This is a genomic window from aff. Roholtiella sp. LEGE 12411 (assembly GCF_015206995.1).
GTDB lineage: Bacteria > Cyanobacteriota > Cyanobacteriia > Cyanobacteriales > Nostocaceae > Komarekiella.
On the sequence record NZ_JADEXR010000001.1, the window covers coordinates 177,797 to 198,419 of the forward strand.

Sequence of the window (20,623 nt, forward strand, 5' to 3'; positions counted from 1 at the left end):
TTTACTTCATTTTGTTTAATTGTGATGTATCATATACTATGATAAAGACAAACGATGAAGGTAAATTTGTAAAAAAATAACAGACATGAGCAACAAACTGGGTATTAAACGAGTTGTGGTACTTCGTAGCGAAGATTCCTTAGGGGGCTACCCTGAAACCATCTTCGGTAACCGAGGGAAAAAAAAGAAAAAGAAGAAGAAGCAGTCAAAACTTTTAAGCCCTTGGGAAAAAAGCGTTAGGAGTTTGGCCAAAACTCAAGTCAAAGCAAGTAGAACTTACCTAGATCGGCACGAAAGATCCAACAAAAAGAAGAAAAACGGTTGGCTTCGTGATTTAAATAAGAATGCGAGCAAGTCTTTGTCCAAGTTGGGAGGGGCATACAGTATATACAAACTAAATCTATTTTAGTTTGTATCTACATTTAGGGAGTACTTCCAAGACATAGGTAAAAATAACCTCTGTTAAGCAGAGTTGTCGCATTGTAGAGGATGTTTTAAAAGGGTCTTTACCTTTCATTGCCAGTAGAACAAATAGGGCCGCCGCGTCATGTCAATAAAAGCATCTTATTCTCAATAGAGATAAAAATAATCTCATTAATTCCTGCTTATTGACAAACATTTTAGTGATCGCATTGAGTCTTGGAAAATAAATAAAACGAAAAATGCTAATTATTCGTTGCTTCTCAAGCTTGATTGTGATCAAGAGCAATTTAGATGCGGCCGCCTTTATGGAACAAAGCATCTCAGTCATGGATCAAACCTGGATTTTTTGATGGAACTGACCCTATTTAGAACAAAAAAACTATACCTTCTGTAGCTTTTAAAACATCCTCTCAAATGGAATAAGTTTAGACCATGAATTTTGATTTTGAGTGATGTTGAGTTAAAAAAATAATCTCAATTTTCACCTCATTTCATTGATGAATAAAAATCCTCAGTAGAAAAGATGATAGTCATCTAATCTGAGGAATTATGTAAAAATACAATCAAAATAGCGAGGTAAGCTAATGTCAAAGACTCCCAGTACGAGCAGTAAACCTGAAAAAACAGATACTATTATTCTTGAATTCGGCAGCCAAAAAAAGGATCGTATCCGCGATCTTCGAGAAGGTAGGGGTCGGCTCTTCAAAAAAGTAGCACAAGCAATTTCTGAGCTACAGGAAGCAGGGGAAGTTGGCGATTCTGTGCAGCCAGTTATTGTGATTGTCAAGCAAAAAAAATCTAACAAGGGACTGTGGGACTAGAGCGTTTTTAAAACTATAACTTGTTCCATCTTTTCGCCATTGCCGTCAGTAATGATACACAGTTTTCCACTTGGGAAAGTCATGGTTGCAGCATTCGCCATGCACAACCTGCACACAATATGCAGAGGATGGCATTAACGAGCGCCTGCATATCAACACTACGTTTTCGACCACCTGTTTTTGGCGCAGGAATTAATCCTGATAGTAGTTCCCACTGCTCAGATGTCAGATTACTTGGGTACGATGGATTCATGGCTCTCGTAACTCTGTCATACTTAAGTATTTTTTCTAATGACAGGATACCGTTACGTGAGCTTTCTTACTTTTCAGACATCCTCTAAGGAATGTGGATTTAATGAAGTACAAAACTTGGTTTAAAGACTTTTAAATACCAGGTTATCTGAGGAAGAAAAATTGTCAGTTAATAAATCCACGTTCCTAAACGATTAAAGCAATGTTTAACTCAGTTGTCTTAGCTCGATGGCAGAACATACGAGTTTCCTTCTACCACCAATACCACGAATTATTTTCTCAGATCAGGTGTGTTTGAGCGGAGTATCTACCTCAATCTCAAGCTCGCGAATTCGTCCTCTAATCGTTTTTGCTGACAGACCCGTCGCTTATGATACCTAGCTAATGCCCCCTTTGCCCAATGCAATGGCTTCTGTGGCTGCCCAAAGACGTGTTAGACTCTCATTGAAATGAGGGGCAAGGGAATTAAACTTAGCTTTGATAGATTCACTTGTTGACATAGCAGATGCTTACCCAATGTGTCTTCCTTTGTCAAATTATTAGGGAAGCTATTCTTGCACCATTCCTAAGGTATTGTCGCAAAGGACAAGTTAGTTAAGAAGGTTGAAAAGGCACACATCGGTTCTAACAATACCTTTGCCAAAATCAGAGCCTAGAAAAATTTTGCCAGTTTTGCCAAAATTACCCATGCATAAGCGTTTTGCTTAAAAGGTAGTTGGTCATCTCAAACCCTTATGCTGCGGTCAATACGTAAAAAAAAACCTTGTGGGAAACCTTAAAGGAATTTTTAGAACTTATTGTTTTTGCCAAACCTCAGTGAACAGCGAGTTAATAGTGAAAGCGTCATCAACTCACCCTCGTAAATTGGCGAAGGTATTGTTCTAAAGTACAATATTGTTGCTCAAATCTTCGGTCTCTCTGCCATAAGTAGTTCTGATTTATAGGGACATTTTTTTTGAATCACTGTTTGCAACATCAACGCAAGAGGTCAAATCAATAACGTGAAGATCTTATTAGTCTGTACAGAAAAGTTGCCTGTCCCTTTTATCCGAGGTGGAGCTATTCAGACTTACATTGATGAGATATTGCCTTATTTGAATCGAGAACATAAAATCACAGTTTTCTCGGTGACTGACCCAGATCTGGCTGAACATGAAGTTCGGGATGGAATACGCTACGAACGGGCCGGAGGCGATACTGAAGCGTACTATCAGGCGGTAGCCAATTTTGTTGCTGGGGAGATGTTTGATTGGGTTATTATTTACAATCGCCCTAAATATCTCCCTTTGGTGGCAGCAGCAGCTCCGAATAGTCGTTTTCTACTCAGTATGCACAACGAGATGTTTGGAGATGGCAAGATTGCTCCTGAGGTAGCTCGGCATTGCCTACAGATAGTTGAGAAGGTCGTTACAGTTAGTGAGTTTATTGCTCATGGGATTGCTGACCTCTTTCCTGAATACCGACACAAGCTACAACCAGTTTATGCTGGGGTTAACCTAAAACGCTTCCAACCACCATGGGCATCAGATGCTGCTAAACGACGAGCGGATCTGCTAGCTGCACATGGTTTGAAGGACAGAAAAGTGGTGTTAAGTGTGGGGCGTCTGTCCAAGAAAAAGGGACCTCATATTTTGCTATCTGCTTTCTCTGAAGTAATTGAGCAACATCCGTCGGCAGTACTCTTGCTAGTTGGCAGCAAATGGTACGGAAAGAATGAAGAAGATGCCTACGTTCTTGAACTCAAGAAGCTAGCACAAAGCTTGGGTGACTATGTGCGCCTTAGCGGTTTCATTTCTCCAGTGGAGATTCCAGATTACTTCCTTCTAGGGGATATATTTGTTTGCGCTTCTCAATGGCAAGAGCCGTTAGCTCGAGTCCACTATGAGGCTATGGCAACGGGGCTATCGATCATTACCACTGCTAGAGGTGGCAACTCTGAGGTGATCGTTCCCAACGAAAATGGTCTCCTCATCAACGATTATCAAAACCCTCATGCTTTTGCTACTCAGATCAATTACCTTTTGTCTAGACCAGATTTGTCTGGAGATATGGGTCGGAGGGGGCGTTACCTGAGTGAAACTTATTATAGCTGGTCTCGGGTTGCCTCAGATATTTTGAAGATTTTGGCAGACGGCCCCAGGAGCAATAGAATTTTGTTAGATGATCCCAAAGATAAAGCGATCGCCGAACGGCAATACTGAGTTTAAAAGCGACGTGATAAATTATGCTATTGTTCGTCACACTGGCAAAGTTGTAGCCTATGTCCTAACTCCCCACAAAGATACAGTACTGGCTTAAGCAAAAATGTTGCTTGCTCCCTTTTGTATCGAGCACTTCTATACTGATGCTTGGGGAGCATATCTTACGGCTTTCGAACAAAAGTATAAAAACGCACTTTTTTAAAGTAGAACTACAGATGACCCGGCATCGCTGGAAAAATAGCTATAATTTAGGCGGAGTTTTTTCTGCAACGACTTTTTGCAACACAACTCCATGAGGTCATTGATAAATGAGAAATAGCAAAACCCTTTTAGATATAGAACTTTTGTATGCAGTACCGCTAGCTTTATTATCTTTGATATTTTTTAAAACAGTGAGGTTGTTGCTACGCACTCTGGTAAATATCAATGCAAATTTTAACAAAAAACAATCTTTCAGATGGCTAGTATTCTCTGGTGAAATGCTTAAAAAGTCTTTAATATTAACATCTCTTCTAGTTACTGGTCCCCGTTGGAATCCCCATGTAATTGCTGCTGGTGCTGGTCCCTTTGATGTAAAAGAATCCTTAGCCATAGATATAAAATCTTGTCTAGATTCAGCCCAATCATGGACTATCGGTATCTATAGCTTCCCTCAGGCAAAAGCTATCCAACATATAGCATCTCATGGTTCAAATTTCCTGGAACAATGGCATCAATTAAAACTTGATCCGGGACAATATACTTTAGGAATAAGATACTATAATTGGTCGGAGAAAGTTGAGTTACCAGCTATCAATGTCGATGAACATCAAATTATTAATACTCAATTAATTAATAGTGGTAGTGTCAACGATTACTTCAACAAATTAATAGAACGAGATAATATTTTTTACCGCTGTCTTAATGATTACATATTCATTCTACTGATTTGCCAAAAATGGCTACCAAAAAAATGGGTTTTGAAAGAATATTTACCTGTTGGAGATACAAATAACGAGTTTTTATATGGAGTTATTTATAAGGCTTGCTCTTTAAATTTGCAAATAAATTCGTCATTACTGAATAACTATGATGTCTATTTAACAATCTATAATCGTTCCAGCCTTCCAGTTATTTGGTATCAGATAAAGTCAGAAAAGCACACAACTCCCGTGGTAGAAAAAGATGGCTTCTATTTAGTTCGGCTTCGTCCCAAATTAGATTTGGCTAGCGATAGTTTCCAGCCAAACTGGATTACTATAAAACTTTTATCAGAAGTCCTCAAAACATCAAATGGAGCAAAATCGTTTCCAAGTGTGTAGTCTGCCCTTTTCCATTTATTGAGAATACAATATCAAAATTAATGGTAACATCAACAAAAAGCTAGCAAATATAAGCGTTATGGCCAATTTGCAACCCTGGTAAGTCTGGCAAAGAGTTTGTGTCATCAGGGGGCTGGCAACAGAACCTTCTGTATATCGTCTGCTCTGAACAAACACAGGACTTACGCAAGTGTCATATTTTTTCGTTGAGGTTGTTCAGAGTCAAAGGTCAAAAGTCCAAAAAACCTTGATTCTTAACCCTTGACCCTTGACCCTTATACCAGAAGCCTTGTGTGCCAGTTGCGTAAGTCCTAAAACATTTATAAAAGTAATATTTTTGATTTGCACGGAGCGCGTTGATTGGTGGTTGATAGTCAGTTTTAAATTAGCAATTTCCTATTGTATTGTAACAATTATATGATTTTTATAAAAAAGATATACAAAGATAGCATTTCTCAAAAAAATGAAGTAAACTTCTGTCCTGTGTATCGAATTGTATCAAATTACAATCCCTGAAAACGTAGCAAATTAGTCATTATGAATAATCCCTTAGAGCCATTAAATAATGGCCAATTCGGTAAGATTGTTGTCAACTGTGACGAATGGACTTTAAGCAATGGTGGGTTTAAACAAGCGCCTGACACGGCGACTTTTGTCACCAACATTGCTAAATGGTTTACTGGGGGGCGTAGCAAAGGCAAATTCCATGCCTACTCCACTAACTTTGGGTTGACCGAATCTGTGTTAGCAGAGACTTTGACTAAAGCAGGTTACACATGGACTGTTGGCAACAATATTAAAATTGATCTGCCGACTTTGTTAACCTTTGATGGCATCTTTCTCTGTGGAGACTCGGCTGATAATCAGGTGTTAATTGATTATGTCAAAGCCGGGGGTAACGTTTATCTGGGTGCAGGAACAGGTTCGGGTGGCCAGCAACAGGAAGCCGATCGTTGGAATACTTTTCTCAATGCCTTTGGTTTCAAACTTGTGGGCGAATATAACGGCATTAGTGGGAATCAAACCATTAATAGTTCCCACCCTATTTTTGCGGGAGTCAAAGCGATCTATTTTAATAATGGCAACCCCATTGTTGATTTAGATCCAGCTTCTGAGAGTAATCAAATTATCCTTACCCATGCAAACGGACAAGGGCTGATTGCCGCTTTTGCGGGTAGTGAAAGGACAGTTGAAACTCAAGGGGTAGGAGGTGGTTCAATCTTAGCTACACTTGTAGTTGGCCCGAAGCAATCCACAACAGAAAGCGAGCAAACACAAACGCTTAAGAAATATCCCAAAGTAGAACCGAAAAAACCCGACCTAGTAATTTCTTCAAAGCTACCTACAAGCTATCCATTCCGATTGGTAGCCTTTAAGGCTACTAACGGACAGTATTTAGTAGCGGAAAATGGTGGCGGTGGTTCATTGTTAGCGAATAGTTTTCAAAATAGTATCTGGGAAACCTTCAAGTTAATTACTCTAGAAAATGGCAAATTTGCCTTGAAAGCTCCTCTTAAAGAACAGTACCTCAGCGTACATCCAGATGGCAACATTACCTGGGTTGATTACATCAAAGAATGGGAGATGCTGGACTTAGTTGAATTGGGAGACAACAAGGTGGCACTCAAGGGTTGTCACAGCAAATACATCTCTATTCAACAAGGTGGCGCTGGAATAGTTCTTGCTAACGGATTAGGGATTAAAGAGGGGGAAATCCTGGAGTTAATCGACCTAGAATCAAGGAAATCTGGCCAGAAGGAAGAGAAGGGTAAAGAAATTAAACTTCAAGAAGGTAGACGTAAAAAAGCAAACACTATTATTCTTGAATTCGGCAGTCAGAAAAAGGATCTTATCCGTGACTTTAGACAAGGTAGGGGTAGGCTTTTCAAAAAAGTAACACAAGCAATTTCTGAGCTACAGAAAGCAGGGGAAATAGATAATGATGTACAGCCAGTAATTGCAATTGTCAGGCAAAAAAAATCTATAAAGACACTCTGGGACTAGTAAGCTGTTCTGACTTTTCACGGGATGTGGAAAGTCAGATAAAATTAACCTCTCAAATTATCTAATAACTCTGCTGTCTGCTGTGGTTGCACTAAACTATTAGCACACAAAATACCAGAAGCCGCCACTGCTGGAACACCAATTCCCGGCATAGTGCTGTCACCGACGCGGTACAATCCTTGGATTGGTGTGTGCGTACTAGGAAACATTCCTTTACTTGCTGAAATGGCAGGGCCATAAGTTCCCTGATAGCGTCGTAGATAATGGGCATGAGTCAGCGGTGTACCGATGAGTTCCAAGACGATGCGATCGCGAATATCTGGGATAATTCGCTCTAAGGCGCGATATAAAGATTGTGCTTTCTCCTGCTTCTTCTGTTCATAGCTATTATTGCGTTCCCATCCGGTGTATGGTTCCAGGGTATAGGCATGAACCACGTGATGTCCATCTGGTGCAAGAGTCGCATCCCAGACACTGGGAATCGAGATCATGCATGTATTACCTGGTGTAGTGATATCCCGACTAGAATCGTGAATTACCACATGATGTCCGGTTAAATTTTCTAATCCAGCCGCCCGGATGCCTAAATGCAAATGTATAAAACTTTCAACTGCTGGTGTATTTAAAGCAACTTGGCGGTAAGATGCGGGTAAATCTTCAGGACGCAACAGGTGATTGTAGGTATCCCAAATCGTTGCATTGGAAATCACCACAGGCGCTTTGATAACTTCACCTTTTTGCAACTTGACACCCACAGCTTTACCAGATTCCACCAAAATTTGCTCGACGTGGCATCCCGTCCGCAACTCACCACCCCAGCGTTCTAATCCTCGCACTAAAGCCTTGACAATTGCGCCACTACCACCCACAGGATACTCAACTCCAGCACGGGAGCGTTCTCCTAACATAAAAGCTACCTCTGGGGCGATCGTACCGTGTGCCTTTAAGCCAGAAAGCAGAAAGCATTCCAGGTCGATGAGCCGCCGCACCCAAGTATCTTGCACTGTTGCATCCATCACATCGCCTACAGAAGCTTGGATAAGCGGCAAATTAGGTAAAATTTTCCCCAAAGATGGCAGGTAACGGCTCAGCAATACCAGAATTACCTGCCAATCTGCTCTCAGAGCCAGGGTAGGAATGCCTTTCATCGCCTTATATAAACCTAACAAGCGTTCTTCAAACCGTTGGAGTTCCTTAGCACCTTGAGGCGTAATCTTAGTTACTTGTTCTCGGTAACGCTCAGCATTACTATAAACTGCAAAAGTACTTTCAGGAAAGTGGTAATGTCCCAAGGGATCATAGGATATAACTTGAATGGATTCGCCGAGAACATCCAAAACTTGTTTTAGCGGATTCAAACTCTGGGTATCAGTCAGACCACAATAAAAGGAGGGGCCAGAATCAAACTCAAATCCGCGCCGTTTAAAGCTATGGGCAGCACCTCCAGCAATTGTGTGGCTTTCATACACAATAACTCGCTTCCCATAACGAGCAAGTAACCCAGCAGCACATAACCCGCCGATACCACTACCAATAACAATGACATCACTATCTTGCATGTTTGCCGCTTTACAGAGTCCAGAGTCAAAACTTAAAAGTCCACAGTAACTTATTTTGACCCTTGACCCTTGACCCTTGACCCTTAACCCTTGACCACTGATTTATAACCAATGACTGAACCATTAATTGAACTAAAAGGTGTTTCTAAGTCCTTTGGTAGCCATAAAGTTTTAGATAACGTGGATTTGACCATTTACCGAGGAGAAGCACTGGGGATAATTGGCCCTTCTGGGACTGGTAAATCCACGGTTTTACGGATAATCGCGGGGTTACTGGCTCCTGATGAAGGAGAAATTTATGTGCAAGGGGTACGGCGAGGCGGCTTGATTGAGGATGGTAGCGACCTGATTGGTATTGGTATGGTGTTTCAGCAGGCGGCATTATTTGATTCGTTAACGGTAGAAGAGAATGTGGGATTTTTACTTTATCAAAATTCAAAACTAAGGCGATCGCGTATTCAAGAACTGGTAAAAGAAAAATTGGAGATGGTAGGTTTGGCGGGAATCAGCAATCTTTACCCAGCCGAACTTTCGGGGGGAATGCGAAAACGGGTAAGTTTTGCCCGTGCAATTATGTCTAACCCTGATAGTCCCTCGGACACTCCAGAAGTTTTACTATACGATGAACCAACAGCCGGACTTGATCCAATTGCTTCAACAGTGATTGAAGATTTAATCCGCTATTTGCAAAGCGCCCAAGGAGTTTGTGGTACTTATGCTGTTGTTACGCACCAAGACAGTACTATACGCCGTACATCTGACAGAGTTGTGTTTCTCTATGAAGGTAAAATCCAGTGGCAAGGTACAGTGAGTGAAATAGATAGCACAGAACATCCATTGATTAGACAATTCATCAGTGGAAGTGTACACGGGCCGATTCAGGTAGTCGGCTAATCAGTTCTGAGTGATGAGTACTGAGTTCTGAGTAAAATTATTTTCACTCAGCGCTTAGGACTAATTATTGGGTGGAGAAAAAAAATGCGAGGTCTAATGACAAGCCGCTTCGCGTCTATGCGAACATTTAGAGAAGGTTCTGTAGGATTGCTACTCCTGTTAGGACTGGGGGTATTTGGATTAATATTTTTGTGGTTGAACAGATTCACTGCTGCTCAAAGTTCGTACAAAGCTATCGTGGAATTTACCAATGCTGGCGGGATGCAAAGAGGAGCGCCGGTTCGCTATCGTGGCGTCAAAGTAGGCAACATTTCTAGGGTTCAACCAAAACCAAATGCCGTTGAAGTAGAGATTGAAATCGCTCAAACTGACCTAATCATCCCGCGTAATGCATCGGTGGAAGCTAATCAAAGCGGACTGATTAGCGAAAGCATTATTGACATTACACCAAAAACAACGCTACCGCCTGGGGTTGTTCTGGCTAAACCCCTAGAGAAAAATTGCGATTCCAGCCTTATCGTCTGTAATGGTTCTCGATTACAAGGTCAGATTGGCATCAGTGTTGATGACTTGATTCGCAGCTCAACTGACCTAGCTACTACATACACTAACCCCAAATTTTATAACAACGTCAATAGAGTTTTGGAAACCACTACAGGAGCAGCGTCCAATTTTGCTGAACTAAGTGAGGATCTCCAAGCTTTGACTAAAAGCCTAAGGCAGCAACTAGGCACGTTTTCAGCTACTGCTAATTCTGTGCAACGGGCGTCAAATAAACTCAGCACATCCACGGCTAAAACAGTAGATCAATTTGGTGCAACTGCAAATCAAGCGAATCGTTTGCTGAACAATCTAGATAATTTGCTAACCACAAACCGTTCCTCCCTGGTTGGCGCTTTGAACAACATCACCGAAACCAGCAACCAACTGCGCGTTACAGTTAGTAGCTTATCACCTACTGTAAATCGGTTGACCCAAGGACAATTACTGCAAAACTTAGAAACTCTCTCGACAAATGCAGCCCAAGCGTCAGCTAACTTACGTGATGCTACAAAAACCTTAAACGATCCAAATAATGTAGTGCTACTGCAACAAACCTTAGATTCAGCACGGGTAACATTTGAAAACACCCAAAAAATTACATCTGATTTGGATGAGTTGACAGGTGATCCTGCTTTCCGGCAAAATCTCCGACAACTGGTGAATGGTTTAAGTGGCTTGGTGTCTTCTACCCAGCAGATGCAGCAGCAAGCGCAGGTTGCTACTACCCTAGACTCGATAAAAGCTGCTGTGAATCAACCAAATACTGTAATTAAGACAGCACCAACCCAGCAGGCGACAACGCAGCAACAACGGCAGATTGCTGGTATTTTAGATTCGGTAACAGCTGATGTTGACACAAATGCTGCGATTAAGAGTCCAGTCCCAACCCAACAAGCAATGTCTCATAACCAGCCCTCACGCGTCTACACAACTGATCCATCTGCTACTTTTCAGAATGCTGGCACAATTCCTGAACTAATCCCCAGTCAGTCTACCTCCAAATCATCTCAAGAAAACCTCTTGAAGCAACTACGGGAGTATGGTAAACAACGAGAGCAACTGGAGACGGGGAAATAGGAAGGTAAAAATTTGAGAGTCAGGCTAAATATCTACAATTCTTGGCATAAAGTGTAGGTTCACTAGTAACTCTTGGAAAGCCCAGCCGTAAACATGGTTAGCCATATAAAAGAAGTTGAAATTTAAAGCTTTGATCTGGGATATGTGAGTATAAAACTTGATATCCTAGTTCAAAGCTAAAATTTTGGAGTTGTGATCTAAAAGTTTCAAGCTTTAGGGCGATCGCGTCAACATTTAGGAAACGTCAAATTCCAAAATTCCCACTTAAATATTGCTGTGAAAGGTTTTCTGCTACTTTGTAATCTGCGATGCGATCGCTTGTTGAACAATCTCTAAATCCGCATTGCGGCTTAATTGTTTTGCTGTAAGACTTGTACACCCCTCAGTATTCTCCCTGAGTCTTTTTCAAACATCAAACTGGATTTCTATAGGATTCCTATTTGATTAAGTGAAAAAACTGCGTACACCTCTAACTCCCTTTTTTCCTGTTCCCTATTCCCTATTCCCTATTCTCCATTCCCTGTCTCTACGAATCAATTCACTAATCAAATGGGATTACTATATATTATCTGTATTCCTCGAAACAGATTTTGCCAATTCTTATTAGTAAAACTTTCGCACATTCACACTTCCTAAAAGTGTCCAGTAAGTGAATTATTGAAACTTTATTTAATTTTCTAATCAGGGTTCACTTATCTGATAAATTTTAGTTAAGCGTATTGTTAACGCTTCTAGGACTTACGCAACTGGCACACAAGGCTTCTGGTATAAGAGTCAAGGGTCAAGGGTCAAGGGGAGCCACTGCGCCCTTGCGGCTCTGCCGACTTGAAGCAAGTGGCGTTCAAGAATCAAGGTTTTTTGGACTTTTGACCTTTGACTCTGGACAACCTCTGGCGTTAAAAATATGACACTTGCGTAAGTCCTGGCTTCTTCAGACTACTCCTGCCTCATTGGAAAAATACCTAAATTTGTGGAGGAATCTCCAAGGAGGAGATGGCATAGATAAACTTGTAGTAGAAAGGAAAAAAGTGTAATTCAAGTCACTTTTCGATTTGCTATTGTGTGTTATTGCCGCAGTGTTCCCCAGATAATATAAATGAGAACTGAGGCATGGAGAATAATATATTCTTAGACTTTTTAGCTAGCCTACAAAGATTATTTATAGGCTACATTCCAGCCGCTGTTTTAGGTAGTTTTACTGGATATTTAATAGGTATAAATGACCCGATTTATCAGATATTTAGGCGGTTATTTCAGATACCACATAGCATCCCTCCTATAGCCTTGTTACCCATTGCACTCATAGCATTTAAAGAGATAGAACCGGCAGCTGTGAGCGTAATTTTTATTGGGACACTCTGGACGGTGATTATTAATACGGCAATAGGTATACAACATTTTCGCAGACAGGGCAATAACTTTCGAGTAGCTATCTTTCATATATTTCATGCTTTGAAAGTTGGCATTTGGGTAGCATGGTTTACAGTTATTGCTACAGAAATGCTAACAGGAACAAGAGGACTTGGCTTTCTCGCCTGGGATGCTTATAAAGCTGGCAATACTGATTACATTATCGAGATAATACTTTACATCGGTATCATTGGCTTGTTGCTGGATCAGTTGCTAGATTTCACAGGAAACCTTCTCTCCCAGATTGTCACAGATGGTAAAAAATCTTCTTAACAAAAGCTTGAGGTAGTTTGTAGCTAGCCTTCACCCCACAAATCAAAATTTACGGGAAACCATCGACAAAATCGCTTAACGGTTCCGGTGCTCCTCCTGACGCTGACTCTCAGCAATTTGCTCACTATGATGTAAATTCTTTAGAGCAATTAATCAGAACTTATGCACCAGATACCGGAAACCAGGTTTATAGCGGTTCTCGTTTGAATTCAGCACACTTTCACTTTCACCCCTTCCCGCTTGCGGGGAGGGGTTTCGGTTGTATTGCAACGAAGTGAGAACAGTTATATTTACGGAACCCCTAAGTTTATGTTGCATTTATTTAAAACTCTGTTACATTTATTTACATAACAGATGTAACTGTTAAAACACAAAAACTTGGAGTGTTAGTTATGACAGGCACCAAAAAGACTACGCCTTTGGTTTCAGAAGACCCCAATGCATTGCGTTGGGGATTCACCCCTCAAAGCGAAAATTGGAACGGTCGTTTTGCAATGATTGGTTTTTTATCCGCTGTTCTACTTGAAGTTTTCTCTGGTCAAGGCTTCCTGCATTTTTGGGGCATCCTATAGATTGCCGTAGCTTATAAACACCAACGCTCTTAGGAGCCAATACTGTTCATCTTTAGTTGGGAAAAAGTCTTTACAATAGCGTTTTGTGTAACTTTTGTTTCCGAGATGCCCAATCAGATGAACTGTTTGTAGATGAAGCCTTATATCTCAAAAACTACCTATGATATGCAGAGTGTAAACGTGCTTTGCATTTCATGGGACTACTTATAAATTTCACAAGCAAAACCATCACTATAATTCGGTCAAATACTCTCTACGTGACTACAGGTTTTGACCAAATATACGGCTGAAACGGTTTATCGAGAGGCGTTTTAGCAATGTGATTTGTATAGTTGTGCATTACTTTAACTGCTATGCCAAGAATAACTTCTAGTACTTGGTGTTTACCATAACCAACTGCTAAAAACTCCTCAATTTCACTATCTTCAATCCAACCCCGTGCTTGAATCATTCGTTGTGTAAAATGGCGCAATGCTTGCAATTTTGGATTTTTCAGTGGTGTTCCATCGCGTAGGGCTTGAATATCGTCAGCAGACATGCCAATCATCTTTGCTAAGCCGGAGTGAGCTGCCATGCAATAGTGACACTCGTGTTCATAATTTGCCGTTAAATAAATGATTTGCTGTTCAATTGGACTGAAACTTGTTGTAGCAAACAAATCCCATAGCGCCATGGAACCTTTGAGCAATGCAGGTGCTTGAGCAAAAATTCCTTCTAAATTTGGAATAAACCCAAACGTTTGTTGTACATGAACTAACGTTGCTTTGGAGTCTTCAGGGGCGGTATCAATCGTGTGAATGGTAAATTTCATTGGTTGTTACCTCGAATGTGTGAAGAGGGAGACAAGACTGTCTACTTAAAGTTGGTGTTATTGTATTTCAAAGGAGACAACTTTGTCTACTCGTTTAAACTATGACTGGCCAATTGAGTCCCGCTCGGCAACAAATTTTAGAAACGGCTTCTGAACTCTTCTACCAGAAGGGAATTCAGCATGTGGGCATTAATGAAGTTATTGCAGCATCGGGCGTCGCCAAAAGAACGCTTTATCGTTGGTTTCCGTCCAAAGACTTGTTAATTGAAGAAGTGATGAAGTATCGCGCACTTCAGTGGCTGCGATGGTTTGAAGCTGCGGTGTCAGAGCGAGGCAATACACCTAAAGAACGCTTATTAGCTACGTTTGATGTGTTGCGTGAGTGGTACTCAAGTCCCAATTTTCGGGGTTGTCCGTTCATCAATGCTGTTTTGGAAATTGCCAATAGCTCTCATAAGGCGCATCAGGTTTCAGTTGATTTACGTGAGTCGATTCGACAAATTATTATGAGTTTGGCAGATGAGGCTGGCATTAAAAATCCCGAATCCTTTTCGCAGCAATATCTTCTGCTGATTGGAGGAGCCAGTTTGATGGCAACCATCGAACAATCACCCAATGGAGCAACGTTTGCTCAAAGTGCGCTCTCTGTTCTGATTGATGCGAATTTACGAATTGATAAACTGTAATTGCGAACAACCGTTAAACTTCATTGCAAATTAACAAGATAAACTAAACAACATGATAAGTAGTAGTGATGTAAAGACACGGCACAGGATTAAAAAAGGAGTACACAGTGGCAATGGAATCAAATTTCTTAACGGGCACAGTTGCACCAAACGAAGATATCAGTGAATACGTCGCCCACCTGCAACTTCACATGACTCTGCACGCTCGCAACCTGGTTCCAACCCTGAAGCAGACACTTGAAGATAGTCGCCAGCAACTACTCCATCAAACCCAAGCCAATTTTGAAAAGCTAGTTTCTCGGCAAGTTTCATAATCTATACAATTTTTAACCAAAATTCAAATAAAATAAAAGCAGATATTGTTGGGTTAACATCTATAGTGTTCCCACAAGGTCTGCTTTTTTAAGTATTGAGTTACGAAAATCACTCTTTTGGAACAATAGCAAGGAGCACAAAGCCATTAAAATGATGGCAGCAGTGCCTTAAAAGAGCAGTTAGTTAAGGCTAAATGGCGGCTCGAATCAAAATGACTTCATTACTTCCTCGAAATCTCAGCGTGCTCATCAGACCAGTCCAATACCGGGATCTGGATGGAATTGAGCGCCTAAATCAAGAGTCATTCGCAGCCCTCACTCCCCAGGGAGCTCGTTTTGTCATCAGCCAGATGCAACAGTTACGCCGCTGGTATGGATTACTCAAATTTTTGAGTTGGTTTCCTAACCCGCTTCAGTATCGCTTCTGTGCCTATGTAGCAGAACAAGGGCGGATGCTTCTAGGGATGATTCAAGTGTCACCCTTTAACCGGACACGCACCACTTGGCGGATTGATCGAGTGATGCTGGAACGTGGAGCTGATAAACAAGGAATCGGCTCGCAACTTTTACGCCATTGCTTTGAATCGATTCTGGAAGCTCGCACTTGGCTACTGGAAGTTAACGTCAATGACATAGAGGCGTTGGCACTGTACCGACAAAATGGATTTCAGCGCCTAGCGGAAATGACATACTGGGAAATTGAACCAGAATTGCTGGCTGAATTGGCCCAAGGAGAGCCAGACTTACCTAACCTCTTGCCAGTAAGTAATGCCGATGCCCAGTTACTTTATCAACTAGATACGGCATCAATGCCACCTCTGGTACGTCAAGTCTTTGATCGCAACACCCGCGATTTTAAAACTAGTTTATTCGGCGTTTTAACTGATGCTGTCAAGCAGTGGCTGACCAAAACAGAAGTAGTGAGTGGCTACGTGTTTGAACCACAACGCAAAGCAGCGATTGGTCATTTTCAGGTACAACTGGATCGCAAGGGCGGGGCCCCACATGCAGCAATACTGACAGTTCATCCTGCTTATACCTGGCTGTATCCAGAATTGTTGTCTCAACTAGCTCGTATAGCTCAAGATTTTCCCCAACAAGGTTTGCAACTAGCTTCCTCAGACTATCAGCCAGAGCGAGAAGAGTATTTGGAGCGAATTGGGGCAAAACGTATAGAACATACACTAATCATGTCTCGCTCAGTGTGGCACAAGCTACGAGAGTCTAAATTTGTCTCCCTAGAAGGAATTCAGTGGAGCGAGATGCTACAAGGTCTGCAACCGGCACGCAAACCAATACCGGGCGGTATGTCATGGGTACAGCCAGGAAAGTCGCCATCATCTGAAAGATCGGTGCCAGCTAAGTCAGAACCTCTTAATTTTTCGGGTAACAACAGTAGCATGGAAGCATCTAGCCAGCCGGAGTCAGCAGATGCACAGCAGGAGAATTGATGTGATCCCCCAAGAGCAACAAAAATCGTTTATTTCAGCCTTGGGATTAGATGTTGGTAGCAAACGTGTTGGCGTAGCTGGGTGCGATCGCACGGGTTTAATTGCCACAGGTATCACCACTATTGAGCGTACATCTTTTGACCGGGATGTAGATCAAATGCGACAAATAATCGATGAACGTGAAGTGCAAGTCCTGGTAATTGGCTTACCCTATTCAATGGATGGCTCATTAGGATTTCAAGCGCGTCACGTTCAGAAGTTCGCCACAAGGCTAGCTAAGGCTCTAAAACTGCCTGTGGAATATGTGGATGAGCGATTAACTTCATATCAAGCAGAGCAAATGCTGATCGCTGAAAACCTCTCTCCATCACGCCATAAAGGTTTGATTGACAGAAAGGCGGCTTCTTTGATTTTGCAACAATGGCTGGACGCTAGGCGAGCCAGTTCCCGCAGCATCGGTGGTAGCTGTTGAGTATTGATACCTTTTAACATGATATTCTGAAAAGATTACCCAGCAGTTTTATCTACATCTAAAGCTATCTGATTGGCATTATCTGTCATTCAGCAGCTAAGCGATTTTGACAGTTGCTGGTATTTATTAAAGTTTCACATTTCGGCTATGTTTTCCTCTAAATTTCCTGAAGAAAATGACCACGCTCATGCGGGTTCAATCACTTTGACCGATGAAAGAGGGCGATCGCTCGAATGTTATATCGAGCATTCCCTTGCAGTAGACGGGCAAGAATACGTTTTACTTCTTCCTGTAGACTCACCTGTAGAAATTTTTGCTTGGCAAGGTGAGGAAGAGGAAGAAGAAGCGCTTCTAGTAGAAGATGATGCCATAATTGAGCAAATTTTTGATACAGCCCAAGCTGTACTATCTGAGCAAAACCTGATACTTAAAAACACAGCCTACGCTCTAACGGTTGCAGGTGATTTACCTCCAGTTGAAGAATCAGAACTCTTTACCTTAGAAATCGAAGACGAAGGGGAAGATTTAGAGCCGGAGCAATTACAGCTACTCTCTAGCTTTTATTATGAAGACCAAGAGTATGCAATTTATACACCACTTGATCCACTACTGTTTTTTGCACGGATATCAAAAACAGGTCAACCCGAATTGCTATCTCCAGAAGAGTTTCATCAAGTGCAACCACTGTTAGAAGAACATCTTTTTAATGAAGTCGAATAAGATTAAAAACCCCCCAAATTCAGATATTGCGGCGGGCTGCACCAACGGTGGTACTCTTTCCCTACTGGACGCTCTGCGTAGCTTGCTTCCCTGAAAGGATACGGAGAACCCGTAGGGAAGCCGCCGCGGCGACTTATCTCAAAATTAAAAATGAAAATGTAACATTTTTAAATTTTTAATTGGGAATTTCTAATTATATAAATAAACTACAGTAGGGTGGACATCGTAATGCCCACCCTACAAGCTCATTAGTACTAGCATAGTATTTAGATAAAAGTTAAATAGTACTAACAAAAGTACTCAGAATGTGTTCTTCTGAAGATAGCAATCTTATTTGCATTTTAAGCCTGACTGTTGACTATGATCTGGAACAATCTCTTACAGCCTGACTTGATATTAGAAGGTTCAGTATTGAATCTGACGCCAGACATTATTCAACGATATGGGTTGAAAGGATTGGTATTAGATGTAGATGAAACTCTAGTGCCAATGAGAGTGGGGATAGCGTCACCAGAATTACAGCAGTGGGTGGAGCAAATCCGTCCCTGTACAGCACTGTGCTTGGTGAGCAACAATCTGAGTGAAGCGCGAATTGGTAGAATTGCCCGCTCTCTCAACTTACCTTACTACTTAGGTGCAGCTAAACCCTCTCGACGCAAAATCAGGGCAGCACTTAAGTCCATGAATCTACCAGTGCATCAAGTAGGAATGGTAGGCGATCGCTTATTTACTGATGTTATAGCAGGTAATCGCCTAGGGATGTTTACCATTTTAGTCGAACCAATTGTTCATCCAGATGCTGCCCTTCGCTCTCATCCAATACGCAACTTTGAAGTTTGGATATCAGAAATCTTAGGAGCCTCGATTACCCCCAAAAAAACGAAGATTCATAAACCTTGATAAATCGTCACGAAAGTAAATCTAAAGAAATAATTAAGGAATCTCACTGGAATCCAAAAATCGGGGATCATTAAATACTAATAACATGGGGTCAGCCAAAAAAGACCCTAACTGATACCAAATAAATATAAACCCTTGACACTCCTCACACCTTTAGGTGTGAGGAGTCTTGCTTCGCGGGGATTCCAATGAATTTACCCGAAGCCGCGCATCTTGACCGTATGTCCTACGGCTGCAAGTCCACGCATTGAGACTACTTGACCGGCTGCAACATCTCTATCAGTTGTCTATGTTAAAGAGCGTCTTGAGAACTGCTGAATCGAGAGGGTGGCTTTTGCTTCTGAGCCAGGGATTCAGCTATAAATTGTGGATTAACTGTATAAAAGAGTCCGATAGATGCAGCTACTAATAATAGGATGTAAATACCAAAAATCGGTATGTGTTTAGCTATTTTATTGTCTAATTTGTTACTATCATGATTGGAATCTGGACGGAGAATTTTGGTTATAAGAGTGTGTGTTAAAGCATTCCCATCCAGACCTAAAGCATCTCCGTAGCGACGGATGAATCCTTGCACAAAAACAAGCTCAGGCAATTCTTCAAATCGTTGTTCTTCTAAAGCTAGCAAAATAGCTGGGCGAATAAGTATTTGAGCAGCTATTTCTTCTATTTGTATAGATTTTTCTTGTCTTACTTGTCGTAATTGTATACTTATTTCCTTTAGCTGCTCTAATTGAGTCTCATTTAAGAGCTTCACAATCTTCTCCTAGTATCGGTTAATCTTTACTATTAAAGACTGAAACTACTTAAACATGCATACGTAAATTCACTAGTTAATTGAATTGGTGCCAATTTTTTTGATAATCAATTTAATGTTGATTTGAAAACATTAAAGCCAATAGTCTGCGTGTAAATATTGTGTGTATAAATACCTCAAAATCTAAAAAACATAGTGCATGATCACCAACAAGCTGCTACTTCTAATACAAGTATTATCCAGACTCGTACTTCGGGTAGGGATAGTTGGAGCGATCGCCTACTGTGCGGTCTGTCTATTGCTTTTTGTGCAGCAACCTCGCTTCATATTCTTTCCTTATGCTGTCATTGAAAAGACACCAGAGTTTTTTAATCTCCCTTATAAAGAGGTTTGGTTATCTGTACCAGTTAAAACAGGCAAAGTCGAACGTATCCACGGTTGGTGGATCACTGCTAACCAACCCAATGCCAAGGTGTTACTGTACCTGCACGGGAATGGTATCAATATTGGCGCAAATATAGCTCATGCCAACCGATTTCATCAACTAGGGTTTTCGGTGTTGCTGATTGATTACCGGGGTTATGGTCGGAGTGAAGGGAGCTTTCCCAATGAAATGCGGGTTTATCAAGATGCAGCCACCGCTTGGAATTACTTGGTACAGCAGCAAAAGATTCCACCCAGCCAAATTTTTATTTATGGACATTCGCTGGGGGGTGCAATAGCCATTGATTTAGCAGTCAAACACTCAGAGGCTGCTGGATTAATTGTGGAAAGCTCTTTTACCTCCATCCGGGACTTAGTGGCTTATCGAAACCTGTTTTGGATGTTTCCCGTCGATTTAATCCTGACACAGCGGTTTGAATCCATTAAAAAATTGCCCAAATTGAAAATGCCTGTTTTATTCATTCATGGCGCTAACGATTCCACTGTACCCTCTTTCATGAGCCAAAAACTTTATGCTGCTGCTCCTGAACCGAAAAGGCTATTTTTAGTTCCAGGAGCAGATCATAGCGACACAGCAGTAGTTGCTGGTTTGCAATATTTGCAATGGATAGAGTCTTTCGTTGAACAAGTGCAAGCTCGCAGCTATTTCAAGTCTTGACATCCCATCAGCTTAGCTTTCACAACTTCAAGCATAGTAAAAGGCTATTCCCCATGCCCCATCCCCTATGCCCTGTCTCT

21 protein-coding genes are annotated in these 20,623 nt (G+C 41.4%); 16 read left to right on the forward strand and 5 right to left on the reverse strand.

What is annotated here, in order from left to right:
• The first annotated feature begins 85 nt into the window (after positions 1–85).
• Entirely contained in the window at positions 86–409 is a 324-nt protein-coding gene (locus tag IQ246_RS00660) for a hypothetical protein (protein WP_193999151.1), read from the forward strand.
• 598 nt (positions 410–1,007) lie between these two features.
• Positions 1,008–1,244, forward strand: a complete 237-nt coding sequence (locus IQ246_RS00665; RefSeq protein ID WP_193999153.1) for a hypothetical protein — start codon at positions 1,008–1,010, stop codon at positions 1,242–1,244.
• Positions 1,245–1,323: 79 nt separating this feature from the next.
• Here IQ246_RS00665 and IQ246_RS00670 read toward each other — a convergent pair whose 3' ends face one another.
• Positions 1,324–1,497 carry a transposase gene (locus tag IQ246_RS00670; RefSeq protein ID WP_193999155.1) on the reverse strand — a complete coding sequence of 58 codons (174 nt, stop codon included), beginning with the start codon at positions 1,495–1,497 and terminating at the stop codon, positions 1,324–1,326.
• A 376-nt stretch (positions 1,498–1,873) separates the two neighbouring features.
• A complete protein-coding gene (locus tag IQ246_RS30725) occupies positions 1,874–1,996 on the reverse strand; it encodes a hypothetical protein (protein ID WP_255515416.1) in 123 nt (40 codons plus the stop codon).
• Positions 1,997–2,497: 501 nt separating this feature from the next.
• On the opposite strand from IQ246_RS30725, the gene IQ246_RS00675 reads away from it, so the two are divergent.
• The 3 genes from IQ246_RS00675 (at position 2,498) to IQ246_RS29810 (ending at position 7,002) form a co-directional block, all read left to right on the forward strand.
• Positions 2,498–3,697, forward strand: coding sequence for a glycosyltransferase family 4 protein (locus IQ246_RS00675; RefSeq protein WP_193999157.1), 1,200 nt, complete (start codon positions 2,498–2,500; stop codon positions 3,695–3,697).
• Between the two features lie 308 nt (positions 3,698–4,005).
• Positions 4,006–4,998, forward strand: a complete 993-nt coding sequence (locus IQ246_RS00680) for a DUF6208 family protein (RefSeq protein ID WP_193999159.1) — start codon at positions 4,006–4,008, stop codon at positions 4,996–4,998.
• Between the two features lie 537 nt (positions 4,999–5,535).
• Entirely contained in the window at positions 5,536–7,002 is a 1,467-nt protein-coding gene (locus tag IQ246_RS29810; protein ID WP_208491939.1) for a hypothetical protein, read from the forward strand.
• 44 nt (positions 7,003–7,046) lie between these two features.
• Here the strand turns inward: IQ246_RS29810 and IQ246_RS00690 are convergent, their stop codons facing one another.
• Positions 7,047–8,561, reverse strand: coding sequence for an NAD(P)/FAD-dependent oxidoreductase (locus IQ246_RS00690; RefSeq protein WP_193999161.1), 1,515 nt, complete (start codon positions 8,559–8,561; stop codon positions 7,047–7,049).
• A gap of 111 nt (positions 8,562–8,672) precedes the next feature.
• Between IQ246_RS00690 and IQ246_RS00695 the strand changes: the two genes are divergently transcribed.
• The 4 genes from IQ246_RS00695 (at position 8,673) to IQ246_RS00710 (ending at position 13,330) form a co-directional block, all read left to right on the forward strand.
• Positions 8,673–9,455, forward strand: a complete 783-nt coding sequence (locus IQ246_RS00695) for an ABC transporter ATP-binding protein (RefSeq protein ID WP_193999163.1) — start codon at positions 8,673–8,675, stop codon at positions 9,453–9,455.
• A gap of 84 nt (positions 9,456–9,539) precedes the next feature.
• Positions 9,540–11,075, forward strand: coding sequence for an MlaD family protein (locus IQ246_RS00700; RefSeq protein ID WP_193999165.1), 1,536 nt, complete (start codon positions 9,540–9,542; stop codon positions 11,073–11,075).
• A 1,110-nt stretch (positions 11,076–12,185) separates the two neighbouring features.
• Positions 12,186–12,758, forward strand: a complete 573-nt coding sequence (locus IQ246_RS00705) for a nitrate transporter (protein WP_193999166.1) — start codon at positions 12,186–12,188, stop codon at positions 12,756–12,758.
• 392 nt (positions 12,759–13,150) lie between these two features.
• A complete protein-coding gene (locus tag IQ246_RS00710; RefSeq protein ID WP_162397189.1) occupies positions 13,151–13,330 on the forward strand; it encodes a high light inducible protein in 180 nt (59 codons plus the stop codon).
• Between the two features lie 253 nt (positions 13,331–13,583).
• Here IQ246_RS00710 and IQ246_RS00715 read toward each other — a convergent pair whose 3' ends face one another.
• On the reverse strand, positions 13,584–14,141 hold the full coding sequence (locus IQ246_RS00715; protein ID WP_193999168.1) for a carboxymuconolactone decarboxylase family protein: 558 nt from the start codon (positions 14,139–14,141) through the stop codon (positions 13,584–13,586).
• Positions 14,142–14,242: 101 nt separating this feature from the next.
• Here IQ246_RS00715 and IQ246_RS00720 point away from each other — a divergent pair, with 101 nt between their 5' ends.
• The 6 genes from IQ246_RS00720 (at position 14,243) to IQ246_RS00745 (ending at position 18,684) form a co-directional block, all read left to right on the forward strand.
• Positions 14,243–14,827, forward strand: coding sequence for a TetR/AcrR family transcriptional regulator (locus tag IQ246_RS00720; RefSeq protein ID WP_193999170.1), 585 nt, complete (start codon positions 14,243–14,245; stop codon positions 14,825–14,827).
• Positions 14,828–14,940: 113 nt separating this feature from the next.
• Positions 14,941–15,141: a hypothetical protein gene (locus IQ246_RS00725; protein ID WP_162397663.1), complete on the forward strand. Its 201-nt coding sequence runs from the start codon at positions 14,941–14,943 to the stop codon at positions 15,139–15,141.
• Between the two features lie 194 nt (positions 15,142–15,335).
• Positions 15,336–16,592 (forward strand): GNAT family N-acetyltransferase, encoded by a 1,257-nt coding sequence (locus IQ246_RS00730; RefSeq protein WP_193999172.1) that lies wholly within the window; start codon positions 15,336–15,338, stop codon positions 16,590–16,592.
• Complete coding sequence (ruvX, locus tag IQ246_RS00735; RefSeq protein ID WP_208491940.1) at positions 16,573–17,064, forward strand: Holliday junction resolvase RuvX; 492 nt, start codon at positions 16,573–16,575, stop codon at positions 17,062–17,064. The genes IQ246_RS00730 and ruvX overlap by 20 nt, the downstream gene beginning before the upstream one ends.
• 147 nt (positions 17,065–17,211) lie before the next feature.
• Complete coding sequence (locus tag IQ246_RS00740) at positions 17,212–17,784, forward strand: DUF3727 domain-containing protein (protein WP_193999173.1); 573 nt, start codon at positions 17,212–17,214, stop codon at positions 17,782–17,784.
• A gap of 360 nt (positions 17,785–18,144) precedes the next feature.
• Positions 18,145–18,684: a YqeG family HAD IIIA-type phosphatase gene (locus IQ246_RS00745; protein ID WP_193999175.1), complete on the forward strand. Its 540-nt coding sequence runs from the start codon at positions 18,145–18,147 to the stop codon at positions 18,682–18,684.
• 292 nt (positions 18,685–18,976) lie between these two features.
• Here IQ246_RS00745 and IQ246_RS00750 read toward each other — a convergent pair whose 3' ends face one another.
• Positions 18,977–19,441 carry a helix-turn-helix domain-containing protein gene (locus IQ246_RS00750; RefSeq protein ID WP_193999177.1) on the reverse strand — a complete coding sequence of 155 codons (465 nt, stop codon included), beginning with the start codon at positions 19,439–19,441 and terminating at the stop codon, positions 18,977–18,979.
• 199 nt (positions 19,442–19,640) lie between these two features.
• Here IQ246_RS00750 and IQ246_RS00755 point away from each other — a divergent pair, with 199 nt between their 5' ends.
• Positions 19,641–20,543, forward strand: coding sequence for an alpha/beta hydrolase (locus IQ246_RS00755; RefSeq protein ID WP_193999179.1), 903 nt, complete (start codon positions 19,641–19,643; stop codon positions 20,541–20,543).
• Positions 20,544–20,623 lie beyond the last annotated feature (80 nt).

What these genes read in the sequence shown, in the direction of transcription:
- IQ246_RS00660 (WP_193999151.1), top strand. Translation starts at nt 86, where the DNA reads ATGAGCAACAAACTGGGTATTAAACGAGTTGTGGTACTTCGTAGCGAA.
- IQ246_RS00665 (WP_193999153.1), top strand. Translation starts at nt 1,008, where the DNA reads ATGTCAAAGACTCCCAGTACGAGCAGTAAACCTGAAAAAACAGATACT.
- IQ246_RS00670 (WP_193999155.1), bottom strand. Translation starts at nt 1,497, where the DNA reads ATGAATCCATCGTACCCAAGTAATCTGACATCTGAGCAGTGGGAACTA.
- IQ246_RS30725 (WP_255515416.1), bottom strand. Translation starts at nt 1,996, where the DNA reads ATGTCAACAAGTGAATCTATCAAAGCTAAGTTTAATTCCCTTGCCCCT.
- IQ246_RS00680 (WP_193999159.1), top strand. Translation starts at nt 4,006, where the DNA reads ATGAGAAATAGCAAAACCCTTTTAGATATAGAACTTTTGTATGCAGTA.
- IQ246_RS29810 (WP_208491939.1), top strand. Translation starts at nt 5,536, where the DNA reads ATGAATAATCCCTTAGAGCCATTAAATAATGGCCAATTCGGTAAGATT.
- IQ246_RS00690 (WP_193999161.1), bottom strand. Translation starts at nt 8,561, where the DNA reads ATGCAAGATAGTGATGTCATTGTTATTGGTAGTGGTATCGGCGGGTTA.
- IQ246_RS00695 (WP_193999163.1), top strand. Translation starts at nt 8,673, where the DNA reads ATGACTGAACCATTAATTGAACTAAAAGGTGTTTCTAAGTCCTTTGGT.
- IQ246_RS00700 (WP_193999165.1), top strand. Translation starts at nt 9,540, where the DNA reads ATGCGAGGTCTAATGACAAGCCGCTTCGCGTCTATGCGAACATTTAGA.
- IQ246_RS00705 (WP_193999166.1), top strand. Translation starts at nt 12,186, where the DNA reads ATGGAGAATAATATATTCTTAGACTTTTTAGCTAGCCTACAAAGATTA.
- IQ246_RS00710 (WP_162397189.1), top strand. Translation starts at nt 13,151, where the DNA reads ATGACAGGCACCAAAAAGACTACGCCTTTGGTTTCAGAAGACCCCAAT.
- IQ246_RS00715 (WP_193999168.1), bottom strand. Translation starts at nt 14,141, where the DNA reads ATGAAATTTACCATTCACACGATTGATACCGCCCCTGAAGACTCCAAA.
- IQ246_RS00720 (WP_193999170.1), top strand. Translation starts at nt 14,243, where the DNA reads ATGACTGGCCAATTGAGTCCCGCTCGGCAACAAATTTTAGAAACGGCT.
- IQ246_RS00725 (WP_162397663.1), top strand. Translation starts at nt 14,941, where the DNA reads ATGGAATCAAATTTCTTAACGGGCACAGTTGCACCAAACGAAGATATC.
- IQ246_RS00730 (WP_193999172.1), top strand. Translation starts at nt 15,336, where the DNA reads ATGGCGGCTCGAATCAAAATGACTTCATTACTTCCTCGAAATCTCAGC.
- ruvX (WP_208491940.1), top strand. Translation starts at nt 16,573, where the DNA reads ATGCACAGCAGGAGAATTGATGTGATCCCCCAAGAGCAACAAAAATCG.
- IQ246_RS00740 (WP_193999173.1), top strand. Translation starts at nt 17,212, where the DNA reads ATGTTTTCCTCTAAATTTCCTGAAGAAAATGACCACGCTCATGCGGGT.
- IQ246_RS00745 (WP_193999175.1), top strand. Translation starts at nt 18,145, where the DNA reads ATGATCTGGAACAATCTCTTACAGCCTGACTTGATATTAGAAGGTTCA.
- IQ246_RS00755 (WP_193999179.1), top strand. Translation starts at nt 19,641, where the DNA reads ATGATCACCAACAAGCTGCTACTTCTAATACAAGTATTATCCAGACTC.